General features: G+C 74.0%; 13 protein-coding genes. 2 read left to right on the forward strand and 11 right to left on the reverse strand.

Annotated elements, in window-relative coordinates; translation table 11 throughout:
- On the reverse strand, positions 1-1,441 hold a 1,441-nt coding region (locus tag HDC93_RS33775; RefSeq protein ID WP_185014635.1), incomplete at its 3' end, for a glycosyltransferase family 2 protein.
- Between the two features lie 193 nt (positions 1,442-1,634).
- Here HDC93_RS33775 and HDC93_RS33780 point away from each other — a divergent pair.
- A complete protein-coding gene (locus HDC93_RS33780) occupies positions 1,635-3,446 on the forward strand; it encodes a glycosyltransferase family 39 protein (RefSeq protein WP_260419919.1) in 1,812 nt (603 codons plus the stop codon).
- Positions 3,447-3,546: 100 nt separating this feature from the next.
- On the opposite strand, the gene HDC93_RS33785 is transcribed toward HDC93_RS33780, so the two are convergent.
- A complete protein-coding gene (locus HDC93_RS33785; RefSeq protein ID WP_391436304.1) occupies positions 3,547-4,071 on the reverse strand; it encodes a transcriptional regulator, SarA/Rot family in 525 nt (174 codons plus the stop codon).
- A gap of 95 nt (positions 4,072-4,166) precedes the next feature.
- Here HDC93_RS33785 and HDC93_RS33790 point away from each other — a divergent pair, with 95 nt between their 5' ends.
- Positions 4,167-4,580, forward strand: coding sequence for an organic hydroperoxide resistance protein (locus HDC93_RS33790; RefSeq protein ID WP_185014637.1), 414 nt, complete (start codon positions 4,167-4,169; stop codon positions 4,578-4,580).
- Between the two features lie 277 nt (positions 4,581-4,857).
- Here the strand turns inward: HDC93_RS33790 and HDC93_RS33795 are convergent, their stop codons facing one another.
- From HDC93_RS33795 to HDC93_RS33835, 9 genes are all read right to left on the reverse strand, one after another.
- Complete coding sequence (locus HDC93_RS33795) at positions 4,858-6,417, reverse strand: hypothetical protein (protein WP_185014638.1); 1,560 nt, start codon at positions 6,415-6,417, stop codon at positions 4,858-4,860.
- 72 nt (positions 6,418-6,489) lie between these two features.
- Positions 6,490-8,328: a hypothetical protein gene (locus tag HDC93_RS33800; RefSeq protein ID WP_185014639.1), complete on the reverse strand. Its 1,839-nt coding sequence runs from the start codon at positions 8,326-8,328 to the stop codon at positions 6,490-6,492.
- Entirely contained in the window at positions 8,325-10,565 is a 2,241-nt protein-coding gene (locus tag HDC93_RS33805; protein WP_185014640.1) for a bifunctional glycosyltransferase family 2 protein/CDP-glycerol:glycerophosphate glycerophosphotransferase, read from the reverse strand. The genes HDC93_RS33800 and HDC93_RS33805 overlap by 4 nt, the downstream gene beginning before the upstream one ends.
- A gap of 8 nt (positions 10,566-10,573) precedes the next feature.
- Positions 10,574-12,772: a CDP-glycerol glycerophosphotransferase family protein gene (locus HDC93_RS33810; protein ID WP_185014641.1), complete on the reverse strand. Its 2,199-nt coding sequence runs from the start codon at positions 12,770-12,772 to the stop codon at positions 10,574-10,576.
- A 195-nt stretch (positions 12,773-12,967) separates the two neighbouring features.
- Positions 12,968-15,226 carry a bifunctional glycosyltransferase family 2 protein/CDP-glycerol:glycerophosphate glycerophosphotransferase gene (locus HDC93_RS33815; protein WP_185014642.1) on the reverse strand — a complete coding sequence of 753 codons (2,259 nt, stop codon included), beginning with the start codon at positions 15,224-15,226 and terminating at the stop codon, positions 12,968-12,970.
- A gap of 142 nt (positions 15,227-15,368) precedes the next feature.
- The gene (locus tag HDC93_RS33820; protein WP_185014643.1) at positions 15,369-16,229 is read right to left on the reverse strand and encodes a carbohydrate ABC transporter permease; all 861 of its coding nucleotides are present in this window, start codon (positions 16,227-16,229) and stop codon (positions 15,369-15,371) included.
- Positions 16,226-17,572, reverse strand: coding sequence for a carbohydrate ABC transporter permease (locus HDC93_RS33825; RefSeq protein WP_221517467.1), 1,347 nt, complete (start codon positions 17,570-17,572; stop codon positions 16,226-16,228). The genes HDC93_RS33820 and HDC93_RS33825 overlap by 4 nt, the downstream gene beginning before the upstream one ends.
- A gap of 4 nt (positions 17,573-17,576) precedes the next feature.
- Positions 17,577-18,989 carry an ABC transporter substrate-binding protein gene (locus HDC93_RS33830; RefSeq protein ID WP_185014644.1) on the reverse strand — a complete coding sequence of 471 codons (1,413 nt, stop codon included), beginning with the start codon at positions 18,987-18,989 and terminating at the stop codon, positions 17,577-17,579.
- Positions 18,990-19,167: 178 nt separating this feature from the next.
- Positions 19,168-22,195, reverse strand: a 3,028-nt coding sequence (locus HDC93_RS33835) for an FtsK/SpoIIIE domain-containing protein (RefSeq protein ID WP_260419916.1), incomplete at its 5' end; no start/stop codon positions are given.

Below are 22,195 nucleotides of genomic sequence, written 5' to 3' on the forward strand. Positions count from 1 at the left end.
CTGAACCACCGGGGCCGGCTGAACCACCGGGGCCGGCTGAACCGGCGGTTTCGTCGGCTCCGGGCACCCCCGCGCACGGCGCGAGCGGCAGGCGCGGGCCGCGGACCACCACGTCCCCGTCGTCCCGGTGCCGCCACTCCACGTCCACCGTCTCCGGCCCCGCCTGCGCCACCCGCCCGTACAGCTCGTGCAGGCGCAGCCGCAGTCGGGTGCCCCGCGCGCCCGGCCGCAGTTCCGCGTCGACGGCGAGGGGCAGCGCCCGCACCGGCCGGGCCCGCAACGGCTCCAGCAAGACCTGCGGGATGGCGTCCGACCAGACGGGCGTGCCGTCCGCGGCGCGGGCATACGGCGGGTACAGGCGGGCCGGGCGGGCCGCGAGCTCCCGCAGCCGGGGGAGATCGCAGGGCTCCGGAGAGGCCAGGACGACCCGCCCGATCAGTCGGCCGGGAGCGGCCGGGTTGCGCGCCCAGTCGTCGGCGTCGTACTTCGCGAGATGCGCCCGCGTGAGCTCCCACCACGCGCGCCGGTAGGCGGCGTCGCGCAACCCGAGTTCGCGCACGTACATCCGCAGGTCGTGGTCGAGGAACTTGGCGCGTGCGGTCCGCGCGAGTTCCTTCTGCCCGGCGCCCAGCAGCACCTCGTACGCCTGGCGGCACGCCTCCGTCCGGGCCCGCCAGTTCTCGACGCCGGACCGGTCGAGGGAGATCGACAGCCGCGCCTCCGACCGGCGCACGTGCCAGACGTACACCCGGTCCGGGATCAGGGCGATGCGCGGCGCCGCGGCCAGGAGGCGCGCGGTGAAGACGACGTCCTCGTACGGGAAGCGGCCCTCGGGGAAGCGGATGCCGTGCGCGCGCAGGAAGGCGGTGCGGTAGAGCTTGTTGACGCAGAGCGTGTCGTGGACCAGGCGCGTTCGCTGCGCGGGGCGCGGCACCACGGCGTGCAGCGCGTAGAGGCGCGGCTGCCAGGGGACTTCGCGCCCCGACGGCAGTTCCCGGCGCACGCACAGGCCGCTCGCGACCTCAGCATGCGCACCCTCGGCCGCCGCCAGCAGCGCGTCGACCGCGCCGGGCGGCAGGACGTCGTCGCTGTCCAGGAACATCACGTACGGCGAGGTCACCGCGTCGAGCCCGGTGTTGCGCGGGGTGCCGCAGCCGCCGCTGTTGGCCCGACGGCGGATCACCTTCAGGCGCGGCTCCGAGGCGGACAGCCGTTCCAGCAGGCCGACGCTGCCGTCCCTCGAACAGTCGTCGACGGCCACCACCTCGCGCACGGCCGGCCCCTGGGCGAGCGCCGAGCGCACGGCGTCCGTCACGTGCGCGGCGTCGTCGTAACCGATCACCACGACGGCGACCTCGGCGGGCGACCTGTCGCCATGCCCGTCGCCACGCCCGTCGGCATGCCCCTCGGTATCCCTGGCGGTCTCACTCTCGGCATTCATCACGGCGGATCGTAAGCCGGGCGAATGACATGAAAGTGCTAACACACCATCAAACCCCTTCTATGCCTCTCATTAGGCACAAAATCGGGCCGTGAAGAGCGGACAGTCGAGGGGGAGCGGCCGGTTCGGCGCGGGGATGACGCCCGTGGCGGTGCATGTGGCGGTGCCCGTGGCGGTGCATGTGGCGGTGCCCATGGCGGTGATGCTCACGATCGGACTGTGGGGGCTCGACCGCGGCGGGATGTGGGGCGACGAGAGCGTCACCTTCCAGGTCGCGCAGCGCACGGTCCCCCAGATCTGGCGGCTGCTGCACGACGTGGACGCCGTGCACGGCCTGTACTACCTGTTCATGCACGCCGTCCTGGCCGTCCACCCGAGCGAGGTCGTGCTGCGTCTGCCGTCGGTGTGCGCGGCGACGGCGACCGCCGGCCTGGTCGCGGCCCTGGGCGTCCGGCTGGCCGGGCCCCGGGTCGGCCTCGGGGCCGGTGTCCTCTACGCGATCACGCCGATGGCCGGCCACTACGCCCAGGAGGGGCGGTCGTACGCGCTCGTCGCGGCGGGGGCGGCGGGGGCGACGCTGCTGCTTCTGCGGGCCGTGGACTGCGGGGGTGCCGGGGCCTGGTGGCCGTACGGGACGGTTGTCGCCCTGACCTGTGTGCTGCACGAGCTGGCGGTGCCGGTGCTGGGCGCGCACGCGGTGACGCTGGCCCTGCTGCGGGTGCCGAGGAGGGTGTGGTCCGGCTGGGGGCGTGCGGCGGGCGCCGTGGCACTGCTCGTGCTGCCGCTGGTGTGGGTGTCGCAGGGGCAGGCCGGGCAGGTGGCGTGGCTTGTGCCGCCGGGCTGGGACCGGGTCGGGCGGCTCGCCCGGAACTTCTCTCCCGGCCCGGCCGGACCGGTGTTCTGGGGGGCGCTGCTGCTGATGGCCGTGGGGCTCCGGGAGCGGCGCACGGCCGCGGTCGCGCTGCCGCTGCTGCTGGTGCCGCCGGGGATCCTGATGACCGTGTCGCAGATCCGGCCGCTCTACCACGACCGATACGTGCTCTACGCGCTCGCGGGTGCGTCCCTGCTGGTCGCGGCGGGGGCGGGGCGGGTCGCCCGGGCGCTGGGGCGGGTGCGGTTCGACGGGCGGCGGATGCGGGTCGGGGGCAGGCGGGTGCGGGCCCTGCTGGGCGTCACCGGCGTGCTCGCCCTCACCGTCACCTTCCTGAACCAGCTCCCGGTGCACCGCCAGGACCGTTCCGCCGCCCACCGCCCGGACAACCTCGCCGTGGTGTCCGCGCTCGCCGTCCGCCAGATGCGCCCCGGCGACCCGGTGCTGTTCGTGCCGTCGGTCGGCAGGCTCGCCGCGCTGGCCTACCCGAAGGGGTTCCAGCGGGCCCGGGACATCGCGCTGCGGGAGTCCGCGCCCCGCTCCGGGACGCTGTGGGGGCTGGAGGCCGGCCCCGGGGAGCTGCGACGGCGGCTCGCCTCGGTGGACCGCGTCTGGGTCGTCGCCGAGCGGTCCGCGCTGGACCCGCGCCGCAGCCCGCCCGACCCGGTCGAGCGCACCAAGCTCGTCGTCCTGGCCGAGGAGTTCACCGTCCGTGAGGAGCACGTCCGCGAGGAACGCGTCCGCGACGACGTGCTCCTGCGCCTCTACGTCCGGCGCGGGCCCGGAGACACCCCGACCGGCGAAGAGCCGCCACGCCGGCCGGCCGACGCCCTGCCACCCGGCGTGTCCGCCGGCACCCCCGCCCTCAGCACCTCCGCCCTCAGCACCTCCGCCCTCGGCGCCCCCGCTCTTGGAGCCTCCGCTCTTGGCGCCTCCGCTCTCGGCGCTCTTGGAGCCTCCGCTCTTGGAGCCTCCGCTCTTGGCGCCTCCGCTCTTGGCGCCTCCGCTCTTGGCGCCCCCGCTCTTGGCGCCTCCGCTCTTGGCGCCTCCGCTCTTGGCGCCTCCGCTCTTGGCGCCTCCGCTCTCGGCACCTCCGCCCGCAGCACCCGGCTCTCGCCCCGCCCGGTGCCGTAGCGCCCGTGGCGCGCCCGGGGGCGTCCGACGGATCTCCGCGGGTCACGCCCCCTAGGACACCGTCCGGCCCACGACGTACACCCGGCTGCCGCTACGGCCGCTACGGCCGCTCGGCCGCGGCCGTGGACGGGCCGCCCTGCGGCTCCGCGAGGGCCGCGGCCGCGTCCAGCGCGGTGGTGAGCTCGTCGAGGCGGGCGCGCAGGGCGCGGACCTCCTCGGGGCCGAAGCCGGTCGAGGACGCGATCCGGCGCGGCACCTGGAGCGCCCGCCCGCGCAGCGCGACGCCCTCCTCGGTCAACCGCACCTCCACCGACCGCTCGTCGCGGGCGCTGCGCTCGCGGCGTACCAGACCGGCCGCCTCCAGCCGCTTGAGCAGCGGCGACAGCGTGCCCGAGTCGAGACGCAGGTGCTCGCCGAGCTTCTTCACGGGCAGCTCGTCGTGCTCCCACAGCACCAGCATCACCAGGTACTGCGGGTAGGTGAGCCCGAGGTCCTTGAGGATCCCGCGGTAGACGCCGTTGAAGGCGCGGGAGGCCGCGTGCAGGGAGAAGCAGATCTGCTGGTCCAGGCGGAGCCAGTCGTCGTCGGGCGTGTTCATGCGTCCAGGATAGCTCGCGCCCGTCATTCAATTGCGCGCAACTGAATTGTGTGCTCTAATTCCGGGTGTCAGGCGGCCCGGAAGCGGGCCGTCGCACGTTGATGTGAGAGGGAAGGTTTTCCATGGACGCGCTCTACACCGCTGTCGCCACCGCCACCCACGGCCGTGACGGCCGCGCCGTCAGCTCCGACGGCGTGCTGGACCTCGCCCTGGGCGTGCCCCAGGCAATGGGCGGCAACGGCCAGGGCACCAACCCCGAGCAGCTCTTCGCCGCCGGCTACGCCGCCTGCTTCGGCAGCGCCCTCGGCCTCGTCGGCCGTGCGGCCAAGGTCGACGTCAGCGACGCCGCCGTGACCGCCGAGGTCTCCATAGGCAAGCAGGGCGAGGGCTTCGGGCTCGCCGTCACGCTCCGCGTGGAGCTCCCCGACAGCGTGGACGAGGCGACCGGCCGCAAGCTGGTCGAGCAGGCCCACCAGGTCTGCCCGTACTCCAACGCCACCCGCGGAAACATCGAGGTCGACCTCGTCATCGATTGACATGCTCCCTGGCTCGGCGGTCAGGGATTCCGGCCTGGGTCGGCTGACCTTTCCGGGGGCTTCCTGCGGAGTCCGGGTAGGCCCGACAGGTGTAGCGCAGCTGCATCCCGATCACCGTATGGACGCTTCGCAGCCGCTCGCGGCAAGAGATCACATTCCACTGCTATTGATCACGATGCGAGCAAATGCGTTCGATGGGTCTCGAAGCTGCATCTGCGGCGGGGCACCGTGGCGCGAGCGCCGGACTTTCCCGGAGAACCCCGGCAATCCCCTGGCCTCACTCCCCGACCCGCGCCAGCACCTCCCCCGTCCGTCCGCTCCACGCCACCACCACGGCCTCCTCGGGCACCGGGTGCCAACGCGTCAGCAGCAGCCAGCGCACGTGGTAGCGGCGGACGACGGCGGACCGCTCGGCGCGGGTCGAGCCCGGGGCGAGATAGGCCCGGACGTCGGCCGCCCGGCGCTCCCGCCGCCGCTCGTCCAGGGCGGGATCGGGCCAGATGGGCGCGGCGAGGTTCGGCCCGTACCCGGCGATCGCGTGACTGGCGAAGTACCCGTCGGTGATCACCACCTCGCCGGGCCCGATGTGCCGCGCGGCCCAGTCGTACGACGGCCAGCGCGTCGGCTGGGTGAACCCCACCGGGTCGACCGAGCGCGGCACGACTGCCCCGGCGTGCACGGTGACGAACCCGACGCACACCCCGGCCGCCGCCGCCCCGCCCAGCATCCGCCGGGCCCGCCGCCAGGGCCGGGGCGCCGCCAGCTCCACCGCCAGGGCGAACTGCAGCGGCACCAGCACGGCCCACAGGGCCCTGGCGTACGTGTAGTGCCCGCTCGCCCAGCCGTAGGCCACCAGGAGGCACTCCAGCAGGAACATCCACACCAGCGGATCACGCGCCGACCTGCGGGCCCGCGCCCACAGTGCGGGCAGGCCGAGCAGGGCCAGCCAGGAGTTGGCGGGCATCCTCTCGTACAGCTGCCGGTGCATCGCGTCCATGCCGGTGTCGTTCGCCAGCGTCAGGACGTCGTAGTACGGCCAGCTCAGGGCCACCGCCGCGCAGGCCGCCCCGGCGAGCGCCCAGCGCGCCACGACCGGCCGGCGCCAGCCGCGCTGCCGGGACGCCACGATCGCCACCGCCCCGGTGAGCGCCGGGGCCGCCGTGACGGGGTGGGTGAGCAGGATCAGCCCGTACAGCACGCCGATCCCGGCGTACCCCCACCAGCCGCCGAGCCCGCTCGGGCCGACGAACCGCACCGAGGGGGCGTCGTCCCGCGCATGGGTGCCCGTCCAGGCCCACGCCCAGAACGTCAGCCCGATGGCGATCGCGGACGGGTAGCCCAGGTTCGTCGTCATCGACATCAGCCCGAGGTAGCCGCTCCACAGGATCCGCGCGGTGCCCCACAGCAGCGTCATGAACAACAGGGCCCACACCGGCGCCCAGGGCCGCGGGGTGAGGGTCCTGACGAACCGGCCGAGCCCCGTCAGCAGCACCAGCAGATGCACCGGCCCGGCGAGCTTCACGACCTCCCAGCCGGTCAGCCCCGTCAGCCGCGCCAGCACGCCCTGGGCGACGGCGTACGGGCCGTAGTACGGGCTGCCCCCGCCCGGCAGGTCCGCCATGGAGTGGGCCGGGTGGAGCAGGTCGGCCTTGAGCCGCTCGACGACCGCCGCGTGCTGCCCGGCGTCGCAGCACAGCGGGACCCGCCAGTACGCCAGCGTCATCACCAGCCAGAACAGGGCGCCGTAGAACTGGTACGGGGTGAGCCTGCCGATACGGCCGCCGCGCAGTGCCGTCGCGCCGCGCACGGCCCGCCGGACCAGGACCGGGGCGCTCACAGGAGGGTGGAAGGGGTCTGGGGCATGCGCCGAATGTTCCCGCCCCTACGCATGCCCTGACATCGGATCACTTCATCGGGTGAGGCCGCTACCGCCACCTGCCGGTCGGTCGCACAGCGCCTGCTGCGCCGCCGCCGGCCAGCGCGCGAACCGGAACCGCGTCCGCTCGACCGCCCCGGTGAGGTTCCGCCAGAACCGCTCGGCGGTGAGCGGGGCGCGCACCGACTCCCTCAGCTCGGCGAGGTCGCCGCAGCCCAGTGCGGCCCGGGCCGCCGCGACCGCCTCCCGTGAGGCCCCGGCGCGCAGCAGGTCGCGCTGCGGCGGGTTCTCTGCCGCCCACTCGGCGAAGACCCAGTAGTTGCGCAGGAACTTCTCGTGCCCCGGCCAGCTCCACCGCTCCAGCGCCAGATGCGCGCCGATCGGGCTGGCCAGCCCCCAGGCGTCGTTGACGTAGGCGTCCAGCGGTGCCGCCGCCCCCGTCACTCCGAGGTGGCGCCCCACGATCACCACCCGGTACGGGGAGTCCGCCCGCATCGGCGTGGCGTGCAGCCGCCGCGCGGCGTCGAAGTAGAGCAGCGTCGGCCCGGGCGCGCGCTCGGCCCGGGCCAGCATGGCGCGCCCCTCCGGCAGGGCGGGCCAGTTGGCCACCCAGGTGCCGGTGCGCACCGGGTTGTGGTCGCCGAGGCCCTCCACGTCGGAGCTGCGCACGTTGAACGAGCCGGGTGTGCTGCGCACGTCGAACGGCTCCCGCAGCGGACTGACCGCCGCGCACAGCCACACCACCAGCAACGCGACCGCCACGCCCGTGACCCTGGTCGCGGGCACGACCAGCACCGGCAGGAGCAGCAGCAGGATCGCCGGCAGGATCATGCGGGCGTGCATGTAGTCGCCACCGACACGCACGACGTACGCGGCCAGCAGCAGACCGGCCGCGAGCGGCGCCAGCAGCACCGCGAGCGAGGCCCGCCCCGGAGCGCTCTCCCGCTGCTCCCGGCGCGTGCGCCGCACCAGCAGGACGGCCAGCGCCACGAGCACCGGCACGACCGGCCACAGCCAGTACGGCCCGAGCGTCTCCTGCACATACCCGGCGCCCCGGCTCCAGTCGCTGGCGCTCGCCTCCTTGGCGATGGCGGGCAGCGGCACCAGGATCCCGTAGTACCCGGCCCGGAACACCTCGTACGCCAGCGGCACCGCTCCCGCCGAGGCGAGCATCGCCGCCGTGCCCCGCCGGGAGGGACGCAGCACCCACCAGTGGGCCGCCAGGAAGCACGCCGTGACCACCGCCAGATCGGGCCGGACCAGCGGGCCCAGCCCGAACACCAAGGCGGCCGTGCACGTCCGCCCGCCGTCCTGGCCGCGCCGGGCCCGCGTCAGCAGCCACCACGACAGGCCGGTCCAGAAGGCGCCGAGACCGCTCTCCAGACCCGACGTCATGTACGACCAGAACGGCGGCACCGCCAGCAGCACCAACACACCCGCCGGGAGCAGCAGCCCGGTGCCCCGGTGCAGCCGGCACGTGGCGAGCAGGGCGAACGCGAACCCGGCGGTGCTCAGCAGCAGGCCGAGTCCGACCGCGAGGAACGCCGGGTCCTCGCCGGTGACCCAGGTGGTGAGCGCGAGCAGCCACTGCCACAGGGTGCCGGTCGAACTCTCCGCTCTTTCCCCCACGTTGAACACGGGTCCGTTGCCCGCCAGGATCTGCCGGACCGGGCGCAGGTAGATGAGCCCGTCGTCGCAGATCCAGCGGCGCCGGTAGCCCAGCACGAACAGGGCCGCGGTGGGCACGGCGACCAGGGCGGCGTGCCACCGGTGCACCGGCCGCGGCGACTCGGCGAACGCCGGTGGCCGGGCCGAGAAGGCCCGCTGACCGGGCAGGGAGGGGACGGCCTCGGGGGTTGCGGGAGTTCTCATCTCTCGATCAGCGCCTCGGAACGGGTGCGGGCGCCCTCGGTCCGGCGGGCCGCGGGCAGCAGCGCCCCGCCCCGCTCGCCCAGCATCAGCAGCCGGACGACCCGCTCGGCGGCCCGCCCGTCCTCGAACTCGCAGTACCGCTCCCGGAAGCCCGCCCGCAGCCGCGCCGCCTCGGCGTCCTGCCAGGTGCCGGACGCGAACAGCCAGGCCAGCTCCCGGTACGAGCGCGACACATGGCCCGGCGCGTCGGCCGTGATGTCGAAGTAGGCGCCCCGGCTCGCCGCGAACGCCCCCCAGTCGTCGGCGTGGACGACGATCGGCCGGTCCAGCAGGGCGTAGTCGAACATCAGGGCGGAGTAGTCGGTGACCAGCACGTCGGAGGCGAGCATCACGTCCTCGACGCGCGGCTCGTCGGTCGCGTCCACCAGCACGCCCCGCCGGTGCAGGTCGGACAGGCCGAGACCCCGCGCGACACCCACCGCCAGCGACGGGTGCAGACGGACGACCAGCGTGTGCCCGGGCCCCAGGTCCGCGGCGAACCGGGCCAGGTCGAACCGGTCGACGTGGCCGCCCCGCCGGTAGTCGCGCCGGGTCGGCGCGTACAGCACGACCGTGTGGTCGGCGGGGACCCCGAGCCGCTCGCGCACCTCCCGGCCCCGCTTTGGACCGGCGCCGACCAGCACGTCGTTGCGCGGGCTGCCGGTGCGCAGCGACGTGAAGTGGCACGGGTACGCCCGCTCCCACGCCCGTTCCGCGTGCCGCCCCGCGACCAGGCTGTAGTCCCAGCGGTCGGCGCGGCGCAGCATCTGCGGCACGTCGAACCCGTGCCGGGCCCCCGGCTTGGTCAGCAGGTCGGCGCCCATGTACTTGAGCGGGGTGCCCTGGTGGGTGTGGATGTGCACGCTGCCGGGCCGCTTGGCCAGGGTGCCGGGCCAGTTGACGTTGTTCACCCAGTACGTGGCCCGCGCCATGACCTCGTGGTAGCGCCGCGAACCCGGCGTCACATGGTCGACGCCGGGCGGCAGCGCGTCCACCGCGTCCTCCCGGACCACCCACACGCCCCGGATGTGCGGGGCGAGCTCGCGCGCCTTCTCGTGGATCGCGGCCGGGTCACCGCTCACCCCCCGATGGTGGGTCGCCGAGTAGACGGCGAGGTGCGGATCGAGGGGGCGCTTCGACTGGGCCGCGTACCAGCCGCGCAGGGCCTTCTCCGACGCTCCCTTCGTGACCCGCCGCTGCCCGCCCAGGGCGGCGGCGCGCAGGTCCCGCAGCCCGCGCGCCGCAGCGTACGACGCGTAGGGCGCCGAGGCGAGCAGCCGCATCTCGACGCCGCGCCAGCCGTCCGGCAGCGGGAAGCCGCCCTCGGGGAGGTGGCGGCGGTGGAAGGAGCGGATCTCGCGGTAGAAGTCGCCCCGGTCGGCGGGCCGGACCCGGTCCTTGCGGGCCAGCACGAAGAGCATGTGGTCCAGCGCACGCTCCAGCAGCAGCGGCCGCGCCCAGTCGAGATCGGGGCGCTGCTCCAGGAACGTGAACAGCCTCTCGTACTGCGGGAAGATGTCGAAGTGCCGGCGCCCGGGCGTCTTGGTGATCGCGCCCTGCCGGCGCTGCCGGTACTCCACGCCGATCCGGTCCAGGCAGGCGATGCGGTCGGCCAGCACCATCGAGCGGTAGGTGACCGGCGCGTCCTCGTACAGCCCCGGCGCGTACTGCAGACCGTGCTCCTGGAGGAACGACCGCCGGTAGGCCTTGTTCCAGGCGACCAGGAACAGGTTCAGATACCGCGGGCTCTCCCGGATGCCGAACGTCTCCAGGCCCGCCGCGGCCAGCAGGTCCGCCGCCTCGCTGCGCCCGCCGCGGCCCCACCAGTGGGTGCGTACATGGTCGAAGACCAGGATGTCCGGGTCGCCGGTCGCCGTCAGGCGTGCGGCGACGGCGGCCAGCAGGCCCGGTGTGTAGTGGTCGTCGCTGTCCAGGAACAGGACGTAGTCGCCGGCCGCCTGCGCGAGTCCGGCGTTGCGGGCCCGGCCGAGGCCCACGTTCTCCGGCAGGTGCAGCACCCGTACCCGGTCGTCGCGGGCGGCGTACTCGTCGAGGATCGCGCCGCTGCCGTCGGGCGAGCGGTCGTCCACGGCGATCACCTCGAAGTCGCCGTGGGACTGGCCGAGCACCGAGTCGAGACACTCGCGCAGGAAGCCCTGCACCTTGTGGACGGGGACGATGATGCTGAAGCGGGGCACTGCTTCGGTCAGCTCCTTACGAGGGTGGCGGCGGGGGCCGGGACGCGCTCCGCGAGCGCGATCACGGGCGGGATCGACTCGGGCGGCTCCCCGAGCAGCACCCGGCGCACGACGCGCTCGGCGGCCCGTCCGTCGTCGAACTGGCAGAAGCGCTCCCGGAACGCGGCCCGCAGGGACGTGGCGGTCTCGTCCGCGTAGGAGCCGTCGCGGAAGACGGCCGCCAGTTCCTCGGGCGTCCGGGCGACCCGGCCCGGCGGAAGCTCCATGAGGTCGAAGTAGACGCCCCGGGTCTCCCGGTAGACGTCCCAGTCGTCGGCGTAGGCGACGATCGGCCGGTCGAGGTTGGCGTAGTCGAACATGATCGACGAGTAGTCCGTGATCAGCGCGTCCGCGGCCAGGCAGACGTCCTCCGAGGAGCGGTGCCCGGTGACGTCGATGATCCGCCCACCGCCCCTGCCGGGCCCCTGGTCGTAGAAGTAGTGGGCGCGCAGCAGCACCACGTAGTCGTCGCCGATCGCCTCGCAGAACTCCGCCAGGTCCAGGCCCGTCTCGAAGCCGGTGGCGTAGTCGCGGTGCGTGGGTGCGTAGAGCAGGGCCTTCTTGCCGTCGGGGACGCCGAGTGCCTTGCGGACGCGGGCGACGTCGTCGGCGGACGCCGTGCAGTAGACGTCGTTGCGCGGATAGCCGTACTCGAGGGTCTCGTGCGCGCTGGGGAACGCCCGCTCCCACATCTCGGTGGAGTGCCGGTTGGAGGTCAGGTTGTAGTCCCAGCGGTCCACCCGGGCCAGCAGCTTGGCGAAGCTGCCGGTCGCCGCGGCCACCACGGGGTACGTCGCCTGGTCGGCGCCCATCGTCTTCAGCGGGGTGCCGTGCTGGGTCTGGAGGTGCACGCTGCCGGGGCGCTTGACCACGGCGTCCGCGAAGTTGGCGTTGTTGACCAGGTACTTCGCGCGGGCCAGCACCTGCCAGTACTTCCGGCTGCCGATCACCGCGTGCTCGACGCCCGGCGGCACGCTGCCCACCGCCTCCGGCTCCACCAGGAAGACCGAGCGCAGCTGTGGGGCGAGCAGGCGGGCCTTGGCGTGGATCGCGGCCGGGTTGCAGGCGTAGCCGCGGCCCCAGTACGCGCAGTACACGACGAGGTTCCGGTCGAGCGGGAGGCGCAGGGCGGCCGCGTAGCGCAGCCGGGTGCGCAGTCCCCGCGGGCGGGGGAGCAGTGCGGCGGCCCGCGACGCCGTCCGGTGGGCGGCACGCAGGGTCCGGAACGCCGCGTACGACCCCGAGGCCAGCAGCCGGTGCTGGACGCCGACGCTGCCGCCGGGTGCCCGGTATCCGGCGGGGCGGTGCCGCCGGTAGAGCGCGCTCGCCCGCCGGAAGAAGGCGCGGCGTTCGGACGTCAGCCGCCGCGGGTGGGCGGCCGTCTTCAGCACGGCGGCGAAGAGCTGCTCGAACAGCGGCTTCAGCCGGTCCGCCGGCAGGTCCTGTTCCGCGGCCCGCGTCAGCACCAGCTCGGTCTGGTCCAGCAGCTCGGCGTGGTGCTCGCCGGGCAGGCCCAGCCGGTTGCCCTGCCTGCGCAGCAGGTGCCGGACGACGACCGCGCGCAGGGCCGCGACCCGCTCCGCCCGCAGGGCGACCAGCCCGCCGAAGCCGACGTCGGTGAAGTGGTCGCCAGGGAAGGCGAGATCCCGCTCGGTGAGGAACGCCCGGCGGTAGACCGCGCTCCACGCCGGGAGCGCCACGCCCGTGAGCTGCGGGGCCCGGTCGGGGGAGAAGGCCCCCTTCGGTGTCCGTGCGAGCAGGGGCGCCGCCGGGTTGGTCGGCTCGCCCTCCCACCAGGGGGTGCGCTCGTGCTCGAAGTACAGGACGTCGACGTCGCCCACCGCGCTCAGCCGCGCGTCCAGGGCCGCCAACGCCCCCGGGACCAGGATGTCGTCGCCGTCGAGGAACAGCACATGGCCGCCGACGGCCGCCTTCAGCCCGGTGTTGCGCGCCCCGGGCAGACCGGCCGACGGCGGCGAGTGCACCGGTGTCACCCGGGAGTCCCGCTCGGCGTACCCGGCGACGACGTCCGCCGCCGGTGCGTCGGGTGCGTCGCACACCGGGATCAGCTCGAAGTCGCCGAACGACTGGGCGAGGACGGAGTCCAGCGCCTGGGACAGCCGGCCCGCGACCCCATGGGACGGGACGACGATGCTGAAGCGGGGCATTCTGCTCCTTCTGTCGAGGGCGGTCGTCGCGGGGTGGTGGTGGGCCGTCTCACACGGCGCGCGGTCCGTCCGGCGTGCCGTTCACACGGCGCGCGGGCGTCCCGGCCGCCCGGACGGGCGGCAGGAGGGCGGCCGGGACGGTGTCGGCCGCGACGGGCTGGAGGGCATACGGACTCCCCGGGGTGAGAACCGTGGTCAGAGGCTGTCGGTGACGGCGTGCGGGGAGGCCGGCAGCGGCACCGTGGTGAGCGGCTCGCGCGTCAGCGACGCCGCCGACGGAACGGGGTGGCGCTCGCCGAGCGGCACGACCGGCGGCAGCTCCGACTCCCCGAGGACGACCCGGCGCACGACCCGCTCGGCGGCCCGGCCGTCGTCGTAGGTGCAGAACCGCTCGCGGAACGCCGCCCGCAGCTGGGCCGAGCGGGAGCCGCGCCAGTGGCCGGTGGCGAAGATGTCGATCAGCTCGTCCTCCCCGCGAGCGATCGCGCCCGGCGGGAAATCGCGCAGGTCGAAGTAGGTGCCGCGGGCCGCGTCGTACGCCTCCCAGTCGTCGGCGTGGACCACGATCGGCCGGTCCAGGTTGGCGTAGTCGAACATCAGGGACGAGTAGTCCGTGACCAGGGCGTCCGACGCCAGGCAGAGCGACTCCACGCTCGGGTGCCCGGAGACGTCGACGACCCGGCCACAGGTGCTGGTCAGCGGGGCGTCGTAGGCGTGGTGGGCGCGGGCCAGGACGACGAAGCGCGGGCCGAGGCGGCGCACGATCCGCTGGAGGTCGAGGGTGTGGCGCTGGGAGCGGCGGTAGTCGCGGTGGGTGGGCGCGTACAGGATCGCCACCGCGCCCCGCGGGATGCCGAGCGAGGCGCGCAGCCGGGCCACGTCCGCCGGGGTCGCCGTCCGGAAGACGTCGTTGCGGGGGTAGCCGTACTCCAGCGTGGTGTAGCGGCCGGGGTGGACGCGCTCCTGGGTCAGCGTGGTGTGGCGGTTGGCGGACAGCACGTAGTCCCACCGGTCGACGTCCTTCAGCAGCCGCGCGAAGTCCCGGCCGCGGGCCGCCGCTGGGCGCTCCTGGAGGTCGAGGCCGAGGTGGCCGAGCGGGGTGCCGTGCCCGGTCTGGATCAGGATCTGGCCCCGGCGCTTGGCCAGTCGGTCGTCGAAGCCGGTGTTGCTGACCAGGTAGCGGGAGCGGGCGAGCGCCGTCCAGTAGGCGGCTGTCCCGGGGACGAGGCGGCGCGGGCCGGGCGGAATCGTGTGGTGGTGCTCGCGGCGGGCGATCCACGCCGTGCGGATGTGCGGCGCGAGCTCGCGGAACGCGGTCTCCAGCGCGCCCGGGTTGCAGCCGTGTCCGCGGCCGTCGTAGGCGGCGAACGCGGCGCGGTCGGCGCGCAGCGGCAGGCAGCGCTGCACGCGGTAGTGGGTCCGGAGGGCGGCCGACCGCAGGCCCCGCAGCAGCTGCCCGGTGGTCCGGGCGGCGGCGCGCTGCAGGGCCGAGGCCAGCTGCAGGGCGCGGTACGTGCGGTGCAGGCCGAAGCGGATCAGGACGTGGTGGATCCGGCAGCGCACGGGGACGGGCACACCCGGCGTGCGGTAACGGCGGTAGTGGGCGCGGGCCCGGCGCAGGAAGGCGGCGCGCGAGCCCCGCGGCAGCCGGTCCCGCCGGGAGTACACGATCGCCAGATGGTGCACCATGCGGCGGAACAACACCGGCCGCCACCGGGCCAGTTCGGGACGCTCGTCGACGAACGCGAAGACCCGCTCGTACTGCTCGAAGACGTCGAAGTGCCGCTCGCTGGTGGTGCGCAGGATGCTGCCCTGCCGCCGCTGCCGGTAGTGCACGCAGACCCGGTCGAGGGTCGCGATCGAGTCGGCGGTCATCAGCACCGGGTACGTCCACGGCGTGTCCTCGTAGACGCCGGGCGGGAAGGCGAACCCCTCCCGCTCGACGAACTCCCGCCGGTAGGCCTTGTTCCAGGCGACCATCAGCAGCCGCAGCAGCCCCGGCCGGTCCTCCAGCCGGAACGGCGCCGGGCCCTGCTCGGTCAACTGCAGGGCCGCCTGGTTGCGGATCGCCTCACCCGTCCAGTACGTGCGCGCGTAGTCGAACACCAGCACGTCCGGCTCGCCGGTCTCCTTCAGCCGGTCGGCGATCGAACGCAGCGCGTCGGGCGTCAGGGTGTCGTCGCTGTCGAGGAACAGCAGATAGTCGCCGCTCGCGTGCGCCACGCCGGCGTTTCTCGCGCGGCCCAGACCGACGTTCTCCGGCAGATGGACGGGGCGGACGCGCGGGTCGCGGGCGGCGAACTCGTCGATGATCGCGCCGCACGCGTCCGGCGAGCAGTCGTCGACGACGATCAGTTCCAGATCGGGACAGAACTGGGAGAGCACCGATTCGAGGCACTCGTGCAGGTACGCCTGAACCTGGTACGCGGGGACAATGACACTGAACCTGGGCAAGAGGCCATCCATCGGTCGGCGCGGGCGTTCGGCCCGGGAACGGCCGGTGGGCCGACTTGGTTACGGTGGCTACGGCATCCGGGGGAACGCCGAAGGGGCGGACCGCGCCCGGCCCGCCCCTCCAACCGGCTTGCTGTAGGCGCTATTTGACCGCGCCCGCCATGACGCCGGACACGAACTGCCGCTGGAACGCGAAGAAGACGGCCAGCGGGACCACCATCGAGATGAACGCGCCGGGTGCCAGCACGTCGATGTTGTTGCCGAACTGCCGTACCTGGGTCTGCAGTGCGACCGTGATCGGCTGGCTCCCGGAGTCCGAGAAGATCAGCGCGACGAGCAGGTCGTTCCACACCCACAGGAACTGGAAGATGCCGAGGGCCGCGATCGCCGGGGCGCCGAGCGGCATCACGACACGGAAGAACAGGCGCAGTTCACCCGCCCCGTCCAGGCGCGCCGCCTCCAGCAGCTCGCGCGGGATCTCCGCGAAGAAGTTCCGCAGCAGGAACACCGCGAACGGCAGTCCGAAACCGACGTGGAAGAGCACCACGCCGAGCACCGAACCGAAGACGCCGATCTTGCCGAAGAGTTCGGCGATCGGGATCAGCGCCACCTGCACGGGCACGACCAACAGGCCGACCACGCCCAGGAACCACCAGTCCCGGCCCGGGAACTCCATCCAGGCGAAGGCGTAGCCGGCCAGCGAGCCGATGATCACCACCAGCAGGGTCGCCGGGACGGTGATCCACACCGTGTTCAGCAGGCTGCTGGTGATGTCCTCGTTCTCCAGCAGCTTCCGGTAGCTGTCGAAGGTGATCTGGGAGGGCTCGGCGAGCACGTTCCACCAGCCGCTCGCCGCGATGTCCTCCGGCGCGCGGAGACTGGACAGCAGCAGCCCGATCGTCGGCACCAGCCAGAACAGTCCGACGACGACGAGGAACACCCGCAGCAGCCCGCCGCTGACCCCCTCGGCGAGCCGCGAACCCAGCGACTGTCTGGCCTTCATCGCCGCACCTCCCGCCTGAGCCTGCGTACGTTGAACCACATCACCGGGATCACGAGCAGCAGCAGGAACACCGAGATGGCGCTGGCGATGCCCGGCTGGTCCTCGGAGAACCCCTTGCGGTACAGCTCCAGGGCGAGGACGTTCGCGTCGTCCTGGGAGGAGCCCGGAGCGATGATGAAGACCAGGTCGAAGATCTTCAGCACATTGATCATCAGGGTGACGGCGACGACCGCGAGGACCGGCGCCAGCAGCGGCACCGTGACGCGTCTGAACACCTGCCACTCGCTCGCGCCGTCGACCCGGGCCGCCTCCAGCAGCTCCCGGGGCACGCTCGCCAGCCCGGCCGCGATCAGCACCATCGCGAAGCCGGCCCACATCCAGATGTACGAGCCGATGATGGCCGGGGTGACCAGGGACGGGCCGAGCCAGTCCAGGCCGTTGTACGGCTCCTTGAAGTTGCTCGCCGGGAGCCGGAGTTGGGCGCCGTCGGCCGCGGCGGGCAGCGTGAAGGTGCCGTCGTCGGCGGCCGTCGCCGACGCCACCACCTTCCCGTCCTTCACGGCCTCGACCTTCATCCCGGCATAGCCGAGTTCGGCAGGGTCGACGCTGTTGAGCCTGCCGACGCCCTTGCCGCGGGTGAAGTCCTGCCAGGCCGTGCCCGTGACCTTGTCCGGCTCGGGCTTCGGCGCCACCGCGGCCTTCGCCCCGTCGGGCATCAGATCGGGCGCCACACCCACCAGCGGCAGCGAGACCGCCTCGCCCGTGCGGACGGGCGAGGCGGTGATGAACGCGCCGCCGCCGGCCGGTTTCAGCGGCGATTCCCGGCCCGGGTGGGCCTTCGGGAACGCCGACGCCTGGGAGAACGTGTCGTGCACGCCCACCCATACCGCGTTCGCGACGCCCTTGTCCGGGTCCTGGTCGTACACCAGGCGGAAGATGATGCCCGCCGCCAGCATCGAGATCGCCATCGGCATGAAGACGACCAGTTTGAACGCCGTACCCCAACGCACCCGTTCGGTCAGCACCGCGAAGATCAGGCCGAGCGCCGTCGCGATCGTCGGCGCGAACACCACCCAGATGATGTTGTTCTTCAGCGCGGTGCGGATGCCCTCGTCGGTGAAGAGGGAGGTGTAGTTGTCGATTCCGGCGAAGCCGTCACCGGACTGGTCGTAGAAACTGCGCACGACCGAGTACCCGATCGGGTACACCACGAGCGCGCCGAGCAGGACGAGCGACGGCAGCAGGAACAGCGCCGCGACGGTCCTGCGGGTGCCGGTCACACTCTTGCGCGACTTGGGAGCGGCAGGGGGCTTGTCGCCCCCTGCCGCCGAAACCGATGTCATGACGTCAGTTCCCGTACGCCGCGGCTGCTTCGGCCTCCAGCTTCGCCTGCGTCCCCGCGATGTCCTTCGGGTTCTTCAGGAAGTCCTGGAGGATCTTCCACTCGCCCTTGCCGGGCGTTCCGCCGAAGGCCTGCGGGGCCTGGTCGGACATGTCGAAGCGGAAGTCGTCACCGGCGTCGATGAGCGCCTTGGCGATCTTCTGCTGCACCGCGTTCGGATAGTCGGAGTTCGGCACGTTCTTGTTCGGCGAGAGGTAGCCGCCCAGCTTGGCCTGGATCGACGCCGCGTCCGGGGACGCGAGCCAGGTGGCCAGGGCCTGCGATCCCTTCGAGTCCTGGAGGATCACGGCCGCGTCGCCGCCCGAGACCACCGGTCCGTTGTCACCGACCGCGGGGAACGGGAACACCTTCGCGTCCGTGCCGATCTTCATGTTCTTCGGGATGTTGACCTGTGCGAAGTCACCCGCGGCCACCATGGCGGCCTTGGGCTGGTCCCCGCCGGTGAACACCTGGGTGACGGACGCCGGGAAGTCGGTCTGCAACGCCCCGCTCGCCCCGCCCGCGATCCAGTCGGGCTTGCCCCAGACCTGCGCGAGCGTGGTCAGCGCGTCCTTCACGGACGGGTCCGTCCACTTGATCTCGTGCTTGGCCAGCTGGTCGTACTTCTCCGGCCCGGCCTGGGAGAGGTACACGTTCTCGAACCAGTCGGTCAGTGTCCAGCCCTCGGCGCCGCCGATGGAGAACGGGGTGACGCCGGAGTCGAAGACCGTCTGCGCCGTGTTGAGCAGATCCGGCCAGGTCTCGGGCTCACTCGCCCCGGCGTTCTCGAAGACCTGGTTGTTGTACCAGATCAGGGACTTGTTGGCGGCCTTGTAGTAGACGCCGTACGGCTTGCCGCTCACCTTGCCGATGTCCTGCCAGCCCTGCGAGTAGTTCTCGCCGAGCTCCTTGAGGGCTTCGGAGCCCAGCGGCTTGGCCCAGCCCTTGTCGACGGCCTGCTTGATGGCGCCGGGCTGCGGCAGCATCGCGATGTCCGGCGGCTGCCCGCCGGCCACCTTCGAGCCGATGAAGTTGATGATCGGGTCCTGCGCGGGCACGAACGTGACCTTGGCGCCCGTGCGCTTCTCGAACTCCTGCAGGACCTTCTTGAAGTTGGCCTGTTCGGTGCCGCTCCACACGGCGGCGACCTCGAGGCTCGTCCCGTCCAGCTTCGGAAGGGTGACGTTGTTGGCGGTGTCGTCGGTGTCGCCCGTGCTCCCACCGCTGCCTTCGTCGCTGCTTCCGCAGGCGGACAGCGAGAGCGCGAGGGCTCCCGCGGCGACGGCGGCCACTGCCTTGGCGGCTCTGCGGTGCTGGGGGGTCGCCGTGTCCGGCTTGGGCGACCAGCGTGTCCGGATGGTGCTGCTCGTCATGCGCATGACTGCCCCGTTCTTCGTTCCTCGTCGAACGTCGAGCGCGCTCCCGTGCGATCTGGTCTACGCCCGGGTGTGCGGGGGCGGCAAGATGGCGTCGGCTGTCAAGCGGGGGATCGTGACTCCCTCGTGACCAGGGACTCGGCCCCATGACGCCGGGTGGGGCCGACGGCCGCGTCCTCGGTCACAGGAGCGACGGCACCTTCGCCGCCGCGACTTCCCGTGCCGCCCGTTCCAGCGCGCTGGCCAACAGGGCAAGGTCGGTGGGGCCGTTTCCGAGCTCCCGTACCGGACGGCGGGCCGGAGGGTCACCCATGCGGTGCCATTCCAGGGGCACGACCGTGGGGCGCAGTGTCGCCGTGCGGGGGATGCGGCCGGTGACCCGGCCGCCCTGGAACGGGGTGACCCGTCCGTCCGGGCCGGTCAGCCTCCCCCGGCCGGGCGCGGGCTCTCCCCCGAGTTCTCGGCTTCGCTCGAACAGGGAGGTGCCCCCACGCCCCGGGGCGGGCGCGTCGAGCGTGACGCGCAGGGTGGCCCGGCGCGCCGGTTCCGTCTCCGCCGTACGGGCGCACGGGCCGGTCGCCGCCACCAGGTGGACGCCGAGCCGCTCGCCCTCCCGGGCCACGGCCTCCAGGGCGCGCATCACCGATCCGGCCGCGGGCCGCCCCGTCGAGCCGAGTGCCGGGGAGACCAGGGCGTCCAGGTCGTCGACGACCACGACGAGCCGGGGGAGCGGCGGCGCGGCCGCCTCCACCTGCCGCCGGGCCGCTCCCGGCCGCAGCCGCATGGTCGAACTGGACGGGGAGTCGAGATCCCCGGCCCCTCCCTGGGACGTGGCCTCGGCCCGCTCACCGCCCCGGGCCGATGCCGTGCGCTGGGCGACCATACGGCCCGACAGCTCGCGCCCGGTGTGCCACTCGGCGAAGTCGGACCGCCCGAGCAACTCGGTGCGCCGTTTCAGCTCGGCGCTCAGGGACTGCGCGAACTCCCGCATCCGGACCGGGTCGTGGGCCATGAGCAGCGTGGTGACATGCGGAACGTCCGTGCACACCCGCAGCCCCTCGCCGTGCCCGCCGCCCGCGCCCGGGCCGCCCCGGCCGTCGACCAGCACGATGCCGAGGCGGTCCGGCCGCTCGGCGGCGGCAAGGGACGCGACGACCGCCCGCAGCAGCTCCGTACGGCCGCTGCCCGGCGGGCCCTCGATCAGCAGGTGCGGCCCCTGGGCGGCGAGGTCGGCGCAGACCGGGCCGCGCGGCCCGGCGCCCAGCACCGCGCGCACACGACCGCCCAGCGCTTCGGCGTCGTCGGCCGCGTCCGCCCAGCGCGCCATCAGCGACGCCGGGGTGGCCCGGGCCAGGCCCAGCTCGTCCAGCAGGCGGACCGCCTGCGGCAGCGGTGCGGAGACGCGCGGCTGGCGCTCGCTCGCCGGGCCGTCCGTCCGCAGTGGCGCCAGCGCCCGCGCGAACCGCTCGGCCCAGGCCGCGGAGACGGCGTCGACGGTGGCGACGGTGCCGTGCCCGACCGGCCCGGCCGGTTTGCCGTCACCGCCGGCCCGGGCCACGCGCATCAGCCGCAGGGCCGTCGCCACGTCCCCGCTGAGCAGCGCGACCGCGCCGCACTGCCGGAAGGTCGGTGCCACCGCGCAGGCCGCCTCGTACGTCTCCGTCACCGGCGAGGCCGGGGAGGCGGCGGCCGTCTCGGCCAGGCAGACGACGTGTATCCCGGCCCGGGGGCCCTCCAGCGCCAGCCGATCGACGGCTTCGCGCAGGTCGGCGCCGCCGGGGTCGCCGTCGACGACCACGACGGTGTACGGGCCGGGGAAACCGGCCGCCGCGTCGGCACCGGAGTCGTCGTCCCGGGCCCAGGAGGGGCGGCGGGGGGCGGGGACGGAGTGGTCCGGGGACGGGGCGGTGCCGGTGGGCTGCGGGCTGCCGGTCACCGAGGTCCTCGTCGGCACAACGACGCTCCCTGCCGGGCCGGAGCCCGTGGCCGCATCCGCCAGCTGGTCCTCCAGGCGGCGGGTGAGTTCGTCGGTGCGGGCCGCCGCCTGTTCGCGGTCGTGGGCCAGGAGCAGCCGGCAGTCCTGCCCGTGCCCCGGACGGACGTGCGGCAGCCAGCCCAGCCAGGACCACTCGGCGGTGCGCTCCTCCAAGGAGCGTGAGCGGTCCGCGGCGATCAGGACGATCTCCAGCGAGTCGGGGGAGTGCAGCGCGGTGAGCTGGGCCAGGACCGCACGGGCCAGCCCGGCCAGCCGTGCCCGCGGCCCGGCCAGTCCCAGGGCGCCGACCTCGCGCAGCCCGGCGGTCACGGGTACGGCGGGCAGCAGGCCCGAGCCGTCCGGTGCCGCCCGGTCGGCCGTACCGAGGCGCACGGCGAGCGCCTCCGGGTGACCGGGGCCGCGCTCCCACAGCCGCGGCCCGGGCCCGAGGGCCGTGAGCAGCAGCGTGGCCGGGTCCGGCCAGGTCTCCGGGGCGGCCGCCGGTGCGACGACCGGGTGATGCTCCGCCGCAACCCTGGCGGCCGGCTCGTCCTCGTACTCCTCGCGCGGTTCAATCGCCCGCTCGCCACGCCCTCCGGTCAGCCGCCGGGCCCACGCCCCGATCCCACCGCGCCTGCGGGTCCCCGGGGGTACGTCGGTGCCGCGGAGGGGGGTGCCCTTGCGCCCACGGCCGGAGCGCTGGTCCGCGAGGGCCGGGTCGTCGGGAGCGGCCGGCCCGTCCGTCTCCCGGGGGTGCGGACCGGTTCCGTCCGCGACGCCGAACGCCCCGAGCCCGGCACGACCCGCGTGCGTGTCCCCGGCGCCGCTCACCGGCCGGGCCGGGGCGCCGGGAGGAGTGATGGGGGAGGGCCCCTGAGCGGCTTCGGGCTGCCGGGTGGGCGTCCCGTGCGTCGCGGAGGCGGTCCGTGCGGCCCCGGCCTGCGCACGCGCCGCGTCCTCGGTGCCCGGGTCGGGCGCCTGACTCGCGCCGTTCCCCGCGCGCCGGGCGCCCTGGGGCAAAACCTCGCCCCGGCTGTCTCCGGTGCGGGCCGCACCCGCGGCGCCCTGGGCGGGTGCCTGAGCCCAACTGTCCCCAGCGCCTGTGCCGCCCCGGGGCGGCACCTCGCTCCATCCGTCCCCGGCGTGGGCCGCGCCCCCGGTGCCCTGGGCGGACGCTCGACTCCAGCGGTCCCCTGTGCCGGCCGCACGCCCTGCGCCCGGAGAGGGTGCCTGG

It is taken from the genome of Streptomyces sp. AK010 (assembly GCF_014207295.1).
GTDB classification, from domain to species: Bacteria; Actinomycetota; Actinomycetes; order Streptomycetales; family Streptomycetaceae; genus Streptomyces; species Streptomyces massasporeus.

Coding starts and splice junctions, on each gene's coding strand:
- HDC93_RS33780 (WP_260419919.1), top strand. CDS start 1,635: ATGGCGGTGATGCTCACGATCGGACTGTGGGGGCTCGACCGCGGCGGG.
- HDC93_RS33785 (WP_391436304.1), bottom strand. CDS start 4,071: ATGACGGGCGCGAGCTATCCTGGACGCATGAACACGCCCGACGACGAC.
- HDC93_RS33790 (WP_185014637.1), top strand. CDS start 4,167: ATGGACGCGCTCTACACCGCTGTCGCCACCGCCACCCACGGCCGTGAC.
- HDC93_RS33800 (WP_185014639.1), bottom strand. CDS start 8,328: ATGAGAACTCCCGCAACCCCCGAGGCCGTCCCCTCCCTGCCCGGTCAG.
- HDC93_RS33810 (WP_185014641.1), bottom strand. CDS start 12,772: ATGCCCCGCTTCAGCATCGTCGTCCCGTCCCATGGGGTCGCGGGCCGG.
- HDC93_RS33820 (WP_185014643.1), bottom strand. CDS start 16,229: ATGAAGGCCAGACAGTCGCTGGGTTCGCGGCTCGCCGAGGGGGTCAGC.
- HDC93_RS33825 (WP_221517467.1), bottom strand. CDS start 17,572: ATGACATCGGTTTCGGCGGCAGGGGGCGACAAGCCCCCTGCCGCTCCC.
- HDC93_RS33830 (WP_185014644.1), bottom strand. CDS start 18,989: ATGCGCATGACGAGCAGCACCATCCGGACACGCTGGTCGCCCAAGCCG.